11 protein-coding genes and 2 pseudogenes are annotated in these 13,023 nt (G+C 63.7%); 5 read left to right on the top strand and 8 right to left on the bottom strand.

Going from position 1 to position 13,023, the window contains the following annotated elements:
* The first annotated feature begins 4 nt into the window (after positions 1-4).
* The gene (locus ABIA42_RS13335; RefSeq protein WP_370113139.1) at positions 5-772 is read left to right on the top strand and encodes a LamB/YcsF family protein; all 768 of its coding nucleotides are present in this window, start codon (positions 5-7) and stop codon (positions 770-772) included.
* Between the two features lie 115 nt (positions 773-887).
* Here the strand turns inward: ABIA42_RS13335 and ABIA42_RS13330 are convergent, their stop codons facing one another.
* The 6 genes from ABIA42_RS13330 to ABIA42_RS13305 all read right to left on the bottom strand — a co-directional run bounded on the left by ABIA42_RS13330 (position 888) and on the right by ABIA42_RS13305 (position 8,308).
* Positions 888-1,040 (bottom strand): hypothetical protein, encoded by a 153-nt coding sequence (locus tag ABIA42_RS13330; RefSeq protein WP_035677849.1) that lies wholly within the window; start codon positions 1,038-1,040, stop codon positions 888-890.
* Positions 1,041-1,242: 202 nt separating this feature from the next.
* A complete protein-coding gene (locus ABIA42_RS13325; protein WP_370113141.1) occupies positions 1,243-2,847 on the bottom strand; it encodes a sulfite reductase subunit alpha in 1,605 nt (534 codons plus the stop codon).
* Positions 2,844-4,625: a NirA family protein gene (locus ABIA42_RS13320; RefSeq protein ID WP_271530680.1), complete on the bottom strand. Its 1,782-nt coding sequence runs from the start codon at positions 4,623-4,625 to the stop codon at positions 2,844-2,846. The genes ABIA42_RS13325 and ABIA42_RS13320 overlap by 4 nt, the downstream gene beginning before the upstream one ends.
* Before the next feature lie 334 nt (positions 4,626-4,959).
* The gene (locus tag ABIA42_RS13315; protein ID WP_370113143.1) at positions 4,960-6,123 is read right to left on the bottom strand and encodes a CmpA/NrtA family ABC transporter substrate-binding protein; all 1,164 of its coding nucleotides are present in this window, start codon (positions 6,121-6,123) and stop codon (positions 4,960-4,962) included.
* Entirely contained in the window at positions 6,120-6,710 is a 591-nt protein-coding gene (locus ABIA42_RS13310) for an ANTAR domain-containing response regulator (RefSeq protein ID WP_239623662.1), read from the bottom strand. The genes ABIA42_RS13315 and ABIA42_RS13310 overlap by 4 nt, the downstream gene beginning before the upstream one ends.
* A 461-nt stretch (positions 6,711-7,171) precedes the next feature.
* A complete protein-coding gene (locus ABIA42_RS13305; protein WP_370113146.1) occupies positions 7,172-8,308 on the bottom strand; it encodes a hypothetical protein in 1,137 nt (378 codons plus the stop codon).
* A gap of 351 nt (positions 8,309-8,659) precedes the next feature.
* Here ABIA42_RS13305 and ABIA42_RS13300 point away from each other — a divergent pair.
* From ABIA42_RS13300 to rimO, 3 genes and pseudogenes are all read left to right on the top strand, one after another.
* Positions 8,660-8,752: pseudogene (locus ABIA42_RS13300) on the top strand (IS5/IS1182 family transposase); the annotation flags it as partial.
* Positions 8,753-8,762: 10 nt separating this feature from the next.
* A pseudogene (locus tag ABIA42_RS13295) lies at positions 8,763-8,958 on the top strand (IS5/IS1182 family transposase); the annotation flags it as partial.
* A gap of 156 nt (positions 8,959-9,114) precedes the next feature.
* Positions 9,115-10,434: a 30S ribosomal protein S12 methylthiotransferase RimO gene (gene rimO, locus ABIA42_RS13290; protein ID WP_370113148.1), complete on the top strand. Its 1,320-nt coding sequence runs from the start codon at positions 9,115-9,117 to the stop codon at positions 10,432-10,434.
* Between the two features lie 241 nt (positions 10,435-10,675).
* On the opposite strand, the gene ABIA42_RS13285 is transcribed toward rimO, so the two are convergent.
* Positions 10,676-11,470 (bottom strand): serine/threonine protein kinase, encoded by a 795-nt coding sequence (locus ABIA42_RS13285; RefSeq protein WP_370113150.1) that lies wholly within the window; start codon positions 11,468-11,470, stop codon positions 10,676-10,678.
* Between the two features lie 23 nt (positions 11,471-11,493).
* Positions 11,494-11,895, bottom strand: coding sequence for a hypothetical protein (locus ABIA42_RS13280; RefSeq protein WP_370113152.1), 402 nt, complete (start codon positions 11,893-11,895; stop codon positions 11,494-11,496).
* A 334-nt stretch (positions 11,896-12,229) separates the two neighbouring features.
* On the opposite strand from ABIA42_RS13280, the gene ABIA42_RS13275 reads away from it, so the two are divergent.
* Positions 12,230-12,868 carry a hypothetical protein gene (locus ABIA42_RS13275; protein ID WP_370113154.1) on the top strand — a complete coding sequence of 213 codons (639 nt, stop codon included), beginning with the start codon at positions 12,230-12,232 and terminating at the stop codon, positions 12,866-12,868.
* Positions 12,869-13,023 lie beyond the last annotated feature (155 nt).

The following is a 13,023-nucleotide window of genomic DNA, read 5'->3' as shown; positions in this document are numbered from 1 at the left end:
ACCCATGAAGACAGTCGATCTCAATTGCGACCTCGGCGAGGGTTTTGGCGCGTGGGAGATGGGCAACGACGCCGCCATGATCGAGCTGGCAAGCTCGGTCAACGTCGCCTGCGGCTTCCATGCCGGCGATCCCGACATCATGCGGCGGACGGTTGAGCTGGCGAAGGCGCGCGGCGTCTCGGTCGGCGCGCATCCCGGCTACCGCGACCTGCACGGCTTCGGCCGGCACCCGATCGCCGGCCTGAAGGCCTCCGAGATCGAGAATCTCGTCGCCTACCAGATCGGCGCGCTGCAGGCGATCGCGACCGCCGCCGGCCACAAGGTGACGCATGTGAAGGCGCATGGTGCGCTCTCCAATGTCGCCTGCGAGGACGACATGACCGCGAAGGCGATCGCCGCCGGCATCAAGGCGGTCGATCCCAGCCTGATCTTCGTCGTGCTCGCCAATTCGAAGCTGGTGAAGGCCGGCGAAGCGGCCAATCTGCCGATGGTGCATGAGGTGTTCGCCGACCGCGCCTATGAGGACGACGGCAACCTCGTCTCGCGCAAGAAGCCCGGCGCGGTGCTGCACGATGCCAAGGCAATCGCCGACCGCGTGGTGCGCATGGTGCAGGACGGCGCGGTGGTCTCAGTCACCGGCAAGGTCATCAAGATGCGCACGGACACGGTCTGCATCCACGGCGACACGCCCGGCGCCGTCGAGATTGCGCGCGGTGTGCGTGAGGCGCTGAAGGATGCGGGGATCGAGGTCGCGCCGTTCAGGCGCGGGTGAGGTACGACAGGCGCCGTAGGGTGTGCAAAGCGAAGCGTGCCCACCAAACCGAATATATTGAGAGATGGTGGGCACGGCACGCGAAGAGCGCGCCTTTGCCCACCCTACTAGAACTCTAAAACGGATGCACCGAGAGCGTGCCGAACACGATCGCCGCGATGACCGCAAATGCGCTGTAGAGCGCCAGATGATGGGCGTTCGCCCGGGTCTGCCGCGAGAGCGAGCGCGCGTAGAAGTGCAGTCTGGCTTCCGCCGATAGTTCGCGCATGTTCGATCTCCAACGCCCCATTTGCGGGAGTATGAGGGATCAACCAGGGCGGGAGGCAAGATGGTGGCGCAAATAGCGATGCGCCTCCTCCGAGGCGGCCGTCTCGCAGACGTAAATTCTCTTAGGGCCCAGGTTCCGAGAATCTTATTCGTTCAAATCCGAGCCAGTCGGAACCGGCTCGGATAACAGTAAGCGGCAGCGGTCAGTACACATCCGCCTGGAAGCGGCCGGTCTTCTTCAGCTCGGCGACGAAACTGACGGCTTCGTCGGTCGAGCGCGCACCGAACTGGGCGACGATGTCGACCAGCGCACGCTCGACGTCCTTGGCCATGCGCTTGGCGTCGCCGCAGATGTAGAAATGCGCGCCGTCGGCAAGCCAAGTCCACAGTTCGCGGCCGACCTCGCGCATGCGGTCCTGCACGTAAAACTTCTTCTCGCCGTCGCGCGACCAGGCGAGCGACAGGCGCGTGAGTACGCCCGATGTCTTCATCGCGTTGAGCTCGTCCTGGTAGAAGAAGTCGCAATCGCTGCGCTGATGGCCGAAGAACAGCCAGTTCTTGCCGGGCGCACCGGTCGCCTTGCGGTCGAGGAGGAAGGCGCGGAACGGCGCGATGCCGGTGCCGGGACCGATCATGATAACAGGCGTCTTCGGGTCCTGCGGCAGGCCGAAACCATGCGCCTTCTGCACGTAGACCTTGAGCTTGTCGCCCTCATTGATGCGCTCGCCGAGGAAGGTCGAGGCGACGCCGAGCCGCTTGCGCTTGCCGATGACGTAGCGCACGGAGTCCACCGTCAGCGACAGCCTTCCGGGCGTGGCATTGTGCGAGGACGAGATCGAGTAGAGTCGCGGTTGCAGCGGCTCCAGCGCCTCGACGAAGGCCTCGGGATGCGGCCGCGTGCCGGAGAATTTCTGCAGCCCCGCCATCACGTCAAGGGTGGCGGCATCGCCGTCGGGATCCTCGCCCTGCGCCAGTGCTCGCGCCTTCTCCCGGGTCGCGCCGCCGGTGATGAAGGAAATCAGTTCGAACAGAGAGTCGGGTGCCGGCGACAGCGACACGTCGTCGATCAACACCTCGCGCAGCGTCTTGCCGTTGACCCTGGTCGTGTGGGAGGCGCCGAGCAGTGCGATGATCTGGTCGACGAGGCCGACATCGTTGCGTGCGAACACGCCGAAGGAATCGCCGACGACGTAGTCGAGCTTGCTCTCGGAGAGATCGAACTCGACGTGATATGTCTCCTTCTCCGACTTTCCCTTGTTGAGAAGACGGCGCGACAGGAAGGTTGCGGTCACAGGGTTGTCGCGCGAGCGGCCCGGCTCTGCGATCGTCACGGTCACGGCCGGCGCCGCCGCGTCCGGCTTGTCGGCCGATTTGGCCACTGGGGCCTTGTCGAGCTCTTCGTACAGCGACTTCAGCATCCGCGCGGTTTCCTTGCCGCCGGGAACGCAGAGGTTGAGCCGTGCCTCGCTGCGGCCTGCGATCGCCTCCGAATAATCGTGGCAATTGTAGCCGCACTGGCCGCAGTCCTGCTGCGCCATCGCCGCCATCATCTTGCGGCGCAGGGGTCGTCCCTCGGCGAGCTTCATCCGCTCGGCGATCGGCATGGTCTGGTCGTGCCACGGCGCCTCGCCGTCGTCGCCGTCACCGGCTTGCATGACGGCCGCGCCCTGCTCCGACGACAATGGAGTTGCGACGTCGGGCGACAGCAGGCCGGCGAAGAAGCCGTTCAGCCAGGAGCGCTGCGCGTCGGAGAACGGCGCGCTGGGTGGGATGATGTCGAGCTTGGGCGGAGGGGTGATCTGGTTCATGCGGACACCTGTGCATCGGCAAGCTTGCGCAGCGTTTCGCCGTCATGGCGGCGCGCAAAGGACAGGAACGTTTCTTCGGGAGAGGAGCGATGGGCGATGTAGGCCTTGAGCAGTGCTTCGACCGTCTTCGGCGCGTCCTCGGCCTTGAGGTCGTGATAGACCTCCTGGCCGACATCGGCGTCAGGACCGAACCCGCCGCCGGTGAAGAGGTGATAGCCTTCGACCGTGTCTTCCTCGCCGACCGGCACACGCGCACCGATCAAGCCGATATCGCTGATGTAATGCTGCGCGCAGGAATGATGGCAGCCGGTGACGTGGATGTTGACCGGCTTGTCCATCGCGACGCGCGGCTCGCACCAGTCGCCGATCTCGGCGGCATGGCGCTTGGTGTTCGCCGCGGCGAAGCGGCAGCCGGCATTGCCGGTGCAGGCGATCAGGCCGGCGCGGATGTAGGAGGCCTCCACGGCGAGCCCGATCTGCTTGATCGCCGTGATGGCAAGCTCGACATTCTCGTCGCGCACGCCTGATATCAGCAGGTTCTGCCAGACCGTGAGGCGGATCTCGCCGTCACCGAGATCCCGCGCGACCTTGGCGAGGCCGCGCATCTGATCGGAGCTGAGCTTGCCGAGCGTCAGCGACACGCCGATCCAGTTGAGGCCATCCTGCTTCTGCTTGTGCACGCCGACATGCGCCATGCGATCCGCGGCGGGCCGCGGCGCGAACGCCTCTTCCGGCACGCGCGTGAACGGCGTCTTCAGCCGCTCTTCAACGAGCTTGAGAAAGCCGTCATGGCCCATGGCGTCGAGCACATATTTCAGCCGCGCCTTGTTGCGGTTGGTGCGGTCGCCATGGTCGATGAACACGCGCACGATGGCGTCGGCGACGGCCGTCGCCTGCTCCGGCTTGACGATGATGCCGGAATATTTTGCAAAGTCCTTGTGGCCGGTAATGCCGCCGAGACCGAGGCGGAACCAGACGCCGGGCTCGACGCCGAACCCGTCCTTCACCTCGTATGCGGTGAAGGCGATGTCGTTGGTCTCCTCGAGCACCGCGACCCTGCCGGCGCCGTCGAAGGCGACGTTGAACTTGCGCGGCAGGCCGTAGAGCGAGCGGTCGTTGAGGATATGGTAGTGCCACTCGCGCGCATAGGGCCGCGTGTCGATCAGCTCCTGCGGATCGATGCCGGCCGTCGGCGTTCCCGTCACGTTGCGGATGTTGTCGGCGCCGGAGCCGCGCGAGCACAGGCCGAGGTCCTGGATGCCCTCGATCAGCTTCACCGCGTTCTTCGGTGGAATCTCGCGAAGCTGGAGGTTGGCGCGCGTCGTGACATGACTGTACGGGCCGCAGAGCTCGTCGGCGAGATCGGCAAGGCCCGACAGCTGCCAGTGCTTCATGATGCCGTTCGGAATACGCAGGCGGCACATGTAGGAGTCCTGCGTCGGCGCGACGTAGAAGATGCCGTAATAGCGCCAGCGGAAATTGTCAGCCGGGCTCGGCGGAGCGTTGTCGAGCGCCTGCTGGCGCAGCCGCGGATAGGCATCGAAGGGATGCTCGTCGCGCTTGAACTTCTCCTGGTCGGCGAGCTTCTTGCCGGACGCGATGACCTTGTCCTGCGCCTTGATGTGCACGGCGTCGGGACCGGTCGGCTCGACATTCGCCTTGCCGGCACCCGCGCCGAGACCGCGGCCCACCCGGCTGATCTGCAAGCCGGTCGTGAAGCCTTCGAGATAGCGTTTCTGCTCGTCGGTGAAGTCGACTGAGAGCGTTTCGATTTTCATGGTCGGTAACGAAGCTCCTGCGGCCACCAAGGTGGCTTCGACGGAAATTGTGCGACCCGCGGGAAACTCGGCCGGCTCAAGAGCCCGCTTCGCAACCCGACGGTCCATTCAGCTTCGTTGCTGTGGGACTTGGCTCAGCAGGCACCTATGACAAGCTGGCCGCAGTGCAACATTCAAGTTGCGTGCCAGCTGGGTCGAAATAAAAAGCCTTTTAATATCAGAAGATTAGGATACGCCCGGGAAAACACTGATCCGAGAGCTCTCCCGAAATTCAAGCAGTCAGCCCAAACATTAGCCAACGAACTTACGTGCTCGAAAACGAAGCAGATCCGAATCAGGCCTTCCAGCGCCCGACCTCGAAGGCCTCGAGATGCCCCCGGATGTTGTCGGGATCGAAGACGGGCCCGGCAAAGGCGCCGAACGCCGCTGGAGCTTCAATGGGCGCCCTGTTGCCAAGGGCTGCGTCGTAAAGGTCGGGCCTGAACACCGCCATTGCCGTCTTGACGCCGTCCGGGGTCAGGGCCGTCTGCCCCCAGCGCACCATCTGGGCATAGAGCCAGGCGGCCTGGACCGGATCGGGGCGCCCTGCCCCTTCGCGCCCAACGAGGAGGTAGCGACCGCTTTCACGGAAGGTACCGTCGGGCGAGATCTTGAGGCGTCCGGTGAGGGTGCGCTGAATGACCTCGGCATCGACGCCGATCCGCTCCGGCTGGGCCAGGATCTGCGCCGCCTCCGTGCGGTTCTCGGGATGCTCGATGAACTCGGCGGCTTTCACGGCCGCGCGCACCAGTGCTGCAACCACGTCCGGATTCTTGTCGGCCCAGGCCTGGCGGACCGCCAGCACCTTCTCCGCCGCACGGACCAGGATGTCGGAGACGAAATGCAGGATATGCCCGATGCCGAGATCGACCGCGACCGAATTCCAGGGCGCGCCGACGCAGAACGCATCGACATGGCCGTTCTTGAGGCTGTCGACCATGAAGGGTGGCGGCAGCACCACGAGGCGCACGTCCTCGTCGGGATCGACGCCCGCTGCAGCCATCCAGAACCGCAATTGATAATTGTGGGTGGAGAACGGGAAGGTCATGCCGAAGGTCAGCGGCTCGGCCCCTGCCTTGCGCCTGACGGCCACGACCTTCGCCAGCGCCTTCGCGGTCGCCATCGGGTCAAACCGATCGCCGTCGATCTCCTCCATCAGCGCGGCATGGAGCGCCGGCGACACCGTGATGGCATTGCCGTTGATGCCGAGATTGAACGGCGCTGCGATCGGCACCTTGACGTGACCGAGTCCGAGCGAAGAGGCAATCGCCACGGGCGCCAGGAGATGCGCGGCGTCGAACAGGCCGATATTGAGCTTGTCGCGGACGTTGGACCAGGAGACCTCGCGCACCAGCTCGACGTCGAGCCCTTCGGCGGCGGCAAATCCCTTGTCGACGGCGACGATCAGGGCGGCGGCATCGACCAGCGGAATGAACCCGATGCGGAGGGGAACGGTCATTTCAGCATCTCCGACGCGGTGATGATCGACTGTGCGATCTCGCCGATTTTCTTCTTCTCGCGCATCGCCGTGGAGCGCAGCAGCACATAGGCCTCGTCTTCGGTCAGGCCCTTCACCTTCATCAGAATGCCCTTGGCGCGCTCGATGACCTTGCGGTCCTCGAGCTGCGACTTGGTCCGCTCCAGCTCTTCCTGGAGCTTGGCGAAGGCGTTGAAGCGGGACACGCAGAGATCGAGAATCGGCTTGATGCGCTCCTTCTTCAACCCGTCGACGATATAGGCGGAGACCCCCGCCTCGACCGAGGCCTGGATCGAGGCTGAATCGCTCTGGTCCACGAACATGGCGATCGGCCGCTTCACGGCGCGGCTGACCTGGAACATCGCTTCCAGCACGTCGCGGCTGGGGTTCTCCAGGTCGATCAGGATGATGTCAGGATCGACCGCATAAATGCGGGCGAGCAGGCTCTGCATCTCGCTGATATGGACCACTTGCGTGAATCCGGCCTCCCGCAATCCCTCCTCCAGGATCGCAGCCCGGATCGGGCTTTCGTCGACGATCACGATTTTGGGCGACTGTTCGGCGCTCATGGCTCACTCGCGGCGGGTGATTCATCCATAGCATGCCGGTACGCCCTGCAAAGGGTTGTAATTATGGGCAATTGGGACTAGCTCAGGCCGGTCAAATCAGGCAGTTCAGATATGGATCAGACGGCTGCGCCCAAGGTCAGCTTCGTGTCGCTCGGCTGCGCCCGAGATGTCCCTCGCGCACCCATCGGGTACCTTCACGCGTAGCCTGAACTCCGGGCACAAGCGTTGCCGATCTTAGACATGCATAGTCTTGTCGACTTCGGCCCGCACCGGAAACATGATGCCACAGGAAAAACTAACCAAGGCCATGCCGAGGATGAAAACGGCTCATCGCAGTTTTGCGTACACGGTGTCGAAGCGACAGTTCGAGATCAAGGCGCGCCCGTGATCCGTCACGATTGCTGATCGACAATCGCTTTTCGAGCATCATGTGCCGCAGAAGCGGCTCTCAATGGTCGGCTTTAATGCTTGGATCGAGCGCTTCGCACGCCCAGGACGGATGTCAGAGGGCGATGTGAGGCAGCTCTGTGGCGCTCTCCCATCCAAGAATCGAACTTGATTGCAGGCTCAATGATCGCGTCGGTCGAGTGGTGGATTGCCCACGCCAGCTTGTCGATGAACTCGAACTCGAACAGGGCTTCCGGATCATCGCCGAAGTGATATCGGGTGTCGCGCAGGAATGCGAAGCCCCTGTCGCGCAGTTGGTCTTTCCACGCCGGATTCTGCGTGCCTGCATACGCATATCCAACGTCGACGGCGTAGTTCTCGAAGGCTTCGGCCAGCTTCAACATGTCGCCCAGCTTCAGCATCCCGGCCGCATCGCCCATGCCCTGGAGGCGGAAGCTCGTCATGCGGTTCTTGGAGTTCGCGTCGAGCTCGGCTTCCGTCCAACGCATGATGCCGGCGGCGACGCCGCGGGCGAAGCCTTCCTTGATGAACTTCACCTGGATGTTCCGGAGCGCCTGCTTCGCCGCGGCGCGGTCGGCGAACTTGAGGATGACGTCTGGGATCATGGAGGCGATGCTGGCCGCCGAGAACGCTCCCTTCAAGCCGGCCTTGAACATCGCGCCGCGCGTCGGGGCGCCCGTCGCCGGCGAGACCGAGGACTTGGGCTTGGTCCCTCCCCCGCCGCCGTGCACCGCGATATGCATATTCGGTCTCAGGGCGACCGGCTCGAACTTCAGCGCGTTCACCCCCTGCAGCCGCATCTTAGCGATGTCCTTGGTGTTCTGGCTGAGGAGCACGGGATTCCTGATATTCCGGACATGCGCGCTGGCGCGGACATGGGCGACCATCTTGGCGTCCCCATGCCCAAGCCCCGCGGCAGTGGCCTGATCGGTCCACGCCCGCACCTGGGCAAGAGGGACCTGCGAGGCCATGGTATCGACCTGGAGGCCGAAGCGCTGCAGGAAGGCTTGCCGCTGCGCCATGTTCTGCGCACCAGCCTTCGAGAAGAGGAACTCGGTCTCGACATGCTTGGGAAGAAGCATCTTGAAGCCGTCCCTCTGCATGCGCGCCAGTTCGTCGAGGCCGCCCTGGAGCGCGCCGGACTCGATGTCGATAAGAAGGCTGGTGTCGAACCAAACGACGGTGCTCATGGCGAAGCCCTGTTAGAAGGGGATTTGAACTATGTATGTGTCCGGGCCGCCCGGAGGGCGATAATCTTGAGGAAGCGGGCTTCGTGGGGCACGCTCGATTGGCATGGCTCTTACTCCGAAGCAGACGAGCAAATTGTAGTTCTTTGTAGCAATTGCTGGACAACACGTTCAAAAGCATCGTCGGCTAAAATAATCCGGCGGAAATTCTCAAGTCGGGGTCACGAGCGACAAAACTCAATATGAGCATATTAGGTATGCTTTCGGTTGCATAACGGCCGAAACCTCCTCCAGCAGGGAGGTTGAGCCTGGCTGCCGAGCGGTGATTCAAGCCCCGAATGGAGCGGCCGAATTATGCGTTATGAACTCACCGAGCGGACTGCCATCAAGCCGATGCTGCCGAACGAGCCGCGCGGTGTGCCACGGGTAAACGACCGTCGAGTCCTCATGGCATGTGGCCTCGGCGAATATCCCACCAAAGAGAAATCGGACGGACGTTGCTTTGCTTCAGCCCATATCTCGATGGGGCTCCCAACTTGGTCGAGCGGTCGTTCAATAAGATCAAACACTGTCGACGTATGGCAACGCGAAACGACAAGCAGGCGGCCAACTGTCTCGCATTCGTCCAGCTCGCTTCCATACGCCTGTGGCTACGCGGTAATGAGGCCACGTCTAGCTACTGCCAGATCGCGTCACAATATATGCGCGAGCGCTGCCGCATGGAGCACGTTAGTTATTGAATTTCGTCATTGGATCAATTAGTTGGATCGCGTATCCGAACAATCCAGATGTAGGTTCCAGGCGATTACATGGAAAGAGCGCCGCGTATTTCATTCACTTCGCTCGGGTGTCCCAAGGCATTGGTGGATTCCGAGCGCATCATCACGCGCCTGCGCGCGGAGGGTTACGAGCTCGCCCGCAAGCATGACGGGGCCGACATCGTCATCGTCAACACCTGCGGCTTCCTCGACAGCGCCAAGCAGGAATCGCTCTCGGCGATCGGCGAGGCCATGGCCGAGAACGGCAAGGTGATCGTGACCGGCTGCATGGGCGCGGAACCCGAGCAGATTGAGCAGGCCTATCCGGGCGTGCTCTCCATCACCGGCCCGCAGCAGTATGAGAGCGTGCTCGATGCCGTGCACCGCGCGCTGCCGCCTGCGCATAATCCGCATCTCGACCTGGTGCCGCCGCAGGGCATCAAGCTGACGCCGCGGCACTACGCGTACTTGAAGATATCCGAAGGCTGCAACAACCGCTGCACCTTCTGCATCATTCCGAAACTGCGCGGTGACCTCGTCTCGCGCCCAGCCAACGACGTGTTGCGCGAGGCCGAGCGCCTAGTCGGCGCTGGCGTCAAGGAATTGCTGGTGATCTCGCAGGACACCTCCGCCTACGGCGTCGATCTGAAATACGCCGAGAGCTCCTGGAAGGACCGCCAGGTCCGCGCCAAATTCCTCGACCTCGCGCGCGAGCTCGGCGAGTTGGGTGCCTGGGTCCGACTGCAATATGTCTACCCCTACCCGCACGTCGACGAGGTCATCGCGCTGATGAACGAGGGCAAGGTGCTGCCCTATCTCGACATCCCCTTCCAGCATGCGAGCCCCGAAGTGCTGAAGGCGATGAAGCGCCCCGCCGCGCAGGACAAGACGCTGGCACGCATCAAGCGCTGGCGCGAGGAATGTCCCGATCTCGCCTTGCGCTCGACCTTCATCGTCGGCTTCCCCGGCGAGACCGATGCAGACTTTGCTTACCTGCTCGACTGGCTCGATGAGGCCGAGATCGACCGGCTCGGCTGCTTCAAATACGAGCCGGTTGCGGGGGCGACGTCGAACACGATCGAGAACCCGGTGCCGGAAGAGGTCAAGCAGGAGCGTTACAACGCACTGATGGCGCGCCAGCAGAAGATCTCGGCACGACGGCTGAAGCGCAAGGTCGGCACGCGCCAGCAGATCATCATCGACGAGGTCGGCCCGACCGTTGCGAAGGGCCGCTCCAAGTCCGACGCGCCGGAGATCGACGGCGCGGTCTATCTGACGAGCCGCCGTCCCTTGCGCGTCGGCGAGATCGTCACCGCGAGGATCGAGCGCGCGGACGCCTACGACCTGCACGGCAGCGTCGCGGGGTTCTGAAGGAACTCGCGTACACCAATGCTGGCACAACGTCATGGCCGGGCTTGTCCCGGCCACGCGTTGACACCCGGCATGACGGCCTCTTGAGAATAGGCGCACGCAAGCGCAGCCGCTAGCGTCGCTGGAGCCACAGCTCAATCAAACCAGCCATTTCGTCCCCAGCGTTCCGGCCGCTGCACGCGGGCAAGACCCGCGCGCCTCAGGCATTCCACCGGCCCGCGTTCAGGCTGGGCGCGCCGTACTACGGGGTTGCGCGATACACGGCGCCGACGCCCCAGGTTCCAACGAGCAGATCACCATTCGCCATCCGGCCGAGCGCGACGGCGCTGCCATCGAGGCCGTTCACGACCACTCGCGACAAGCCGCCAAACGACACGCGGCGCACCACGCCAGCCCCGTTGTCGATCGCAAGGACTGCATCGGGGCCGTCTGCCACGATGCCTACGCCAGGCCGATCGAAGCTCTTGCCAAGTTCTTGGGTCTTGCCATCCGGAAGAACGCGCGTCAGCCGTCCGCCATATTGTGTGGCGACCAGACTGCCGTCCGCCATCTCCACCACTCCCACCGGCAAGGACAGCGAACGCGCGACGACCCTGCGGTCGCCGCTGACGGCGTCGATGCTGAGAATCTCGCCTGACGACCGGTTCGCGACGAGCAGCCTGCCATTTCGGCTGAGGGCGATACCGGCCGGCGTGGCAAGATCATTGGCAACGCGCGAGCGGGTGCCGTCCGGTGCGACGCGCTCGATATAGTCGCCAGAGTAGGACGAGATGTAGACGCTGCCGTCCGCACCAATGGCAAGGCCCGCCGGTGACGAAATTGCAGCGGCGAACACGGATCGCTCCCCATCCGGCGTGATCCGCTCGACAGTGTCGCCGCTCCAGTTGGACACATAGACCATTCCGTCGGCGCCGACGGCAATGCCGGTCGGCGACTTGAAACCGTCCCATAATTTCACCGGCGACGAGTGCTCGGCGCGGACCGGCGCCGGGGCAAGGCACGTGAGGGAAGCTGCAATGCCCAGGCTGCCGAGCAAAGAAAGAGTTTGGAGCAAGTTCGTCATGTCGCTTCTCCCGACGCCTGCCGTCCGTCATGCGCGGAAAACACCTCCTTGGCTGCGAACAGCCCGTCGAGGCTCGGTGCGAGCAGCTCGTAGTCGCCCTCCGATCCCAGCCCCACGATCGGCGGATTGTCGCGGTCAAGGCCGGCACCGTACCAGCCACCCACGGCCGAGCCGTCCGGCAGACGCATGAACAGCGAGAACCTGTCGCGCAGGGGACTGCCGTCGACGATCGGCGCATGATCTGCGAACTGGCCTTGCAGCGCGAAGCAGCCGACGCTGCCCCAGGGGCGCCCCTCGAGCCAGCCGGCAAAGTCGACCAGCAGCCGCGGGGCCTCGATCCCCGGCGGAAATGCGCCGCGAATGCTGTCGAGGTCGATCGGATAAAGCGTGTCGGACAAGGCTGAAACTGTCTCGTTGGTCCCGCCCTCTTGGTCTGAGCCGCCGCGCGTCCGGTTCGAACCAAGTCGCGTATCTCGATCACAAACGCGCCAGCGATGCGATGGTTTCTGCGGGGCGACAATGAAATGGCGGGAAACCAGCGGTATCGGGAGCGGACTATGCGCGCGCCGGTGACCGCATCGGCCTCGCTCGCACGCTTCGTCGTCTCGACTGCCGCAGCGCTATGAGCGAGACTGCCTGCGGAACGTATTGTGACACTATAGTGCATTCACGCAGAGGTCACGGACTCGGCCTAACTCTGCCCGCGCTTTTCAACGCGAGCGAGGAACGAGGATGAGCCTCTCGGATATGCTGCGCACACAGCGCTTCGACGATTACCGCTTCTACCACCAGAGCACCGTCAACCAGACGCTGCACCTCTTCAGCGCCGTGATCTTCCTCGTCTGCTACGCGCTGCTGTTCGTAGACCCCGCGCTCGCCGGCATCGTCGGCTGGCTTGCGATGCTGACGCGGCAGACCGGGCATTTCTTCTTCGAGCCGAACGGCTATGACGCCGTCAACGACGTCAGCAACGAGTACAAGGAAGCGATCAAGGTCGGCTACAACCAGACCCGCAAGATCATTTTGCTCTTCGTCTGGGGCAGCGCGCCGATCGCGCTGTATTTCCATCCGACGCTGTTCGGACTTTTCGATCGGCCGGCCGGGCGTCTCGACTTCATCCGGCATGTCGGCGCGCTCTGGCTCGCGATCGGCATCGGCGGCGGACTGGCGCGCATGCTCCAGCTCTTCGTCACGCGCGACCTCACGACCGGCCTGGTATGGGCGTTCAAGGTGCTGACCGACCCGTTCCACAACATCGCGCTGTACTGGAATTCGCCGCTCAAGCTGATGCGCGGCGAACTCATCGACACCGCGATTGCGGACGCGGATTGGGGCGACGAGGATGCCGAGGAAGCCGCCCACCTGACCTGACCGATGCACGCCAAGCGGGTGTTCGGCAAAACGCCCGCTTGACAAGCCCCGGCATTCGCATGTATTGCCGCGCCCCATGATCAACCGGACCAACCAGCGCACCGCAATGCTCCGTCGTCGCTCCCGCGACGATGAGAGGGTGCGCCATGTCCGAC

Source organism: Bradyrhizobium sp. USDA 327 (assembly GCF_041262065.1).
GTDB lineage: Bacteria > Pseudomonadota > Alphaproteobacteria > Rhizobiales > Xanthobacteraceae > Bradyrhizobium > Bradyrhizobium liaoningense.
Note: the sequence above shows the minus strand (reverse complement) of the source record. Positions and strands in the feature narration are given on the sequence as shown.

Excerpts from the sequence above, each read along its gene's own strand:
- ABIA42_RS13335 (WP_370113139.1), top strand. The coding sequence starts at position 5 with ATGAAGACAGTCGATCTCAATTGCGACCTCGGCGAGGGTTTTGGCGCG.
- ABIA42_RS13330 (WP_035677849.1), bottom strand. The coding sequence starts at position 1,040 with ATGCGCGAACTATCGGCGGAAGCCAGACTGCACTTCTACGCGCGCTCG.
- ABIA42_RS13325 (WP_370113141.1), bottom strand. The coding sequence starts at position 2,847 with ATGAACCAGATCACCCCTCCGCCCAAGCTCGACATCATCCCACCCAGC.
- ABIA42_RS13320 (WP_271530680.1), bottom strand. The coding sequence starts at position 4,625 with ATGAAAATCGAAACGCTCTCAGTCGACTTCACCGACGAGCAGAAACGC.
- ABIA42_RS13315 (WP_370113143.1), bottom strand. The coding sequence starts at position 6,123 with ATGACCGTTCCCCTCCGCATCGGGTTCATTCCGCTGGTCGATGCCGCC.
- ABIA42_RS13310 (WP_239623662.1), bottom strand. The coding sequence starts at position 6,710 with ATGAGCGCCGAACAGTCGCCCAAAATCGTGATCGTCGACGAAAGCCCG.
- ABIA42_RS13305 (WP_370113146.1), bottom strand. The coding sequence starts at position 8,308 with ATGAGCACCGTCGTTTGGTTCGACACCAGCCTTCTTATCGACATCGAG.
- rimO (WP_370113148.1), top strand. The coding sequence starts at position 9,115 with ATGGAAAGAGCGCCGCGTATTTCATTCACTTCGCTCGGGTGTCCCAAG.
- ABIA42_RS13275 (WP_370113154.1), top strand. The coding sequence starts at position 12,230 with ATGAGCCTCTCGGATATGCTGCGCACACAGCGCTTCGACGATTACCGC.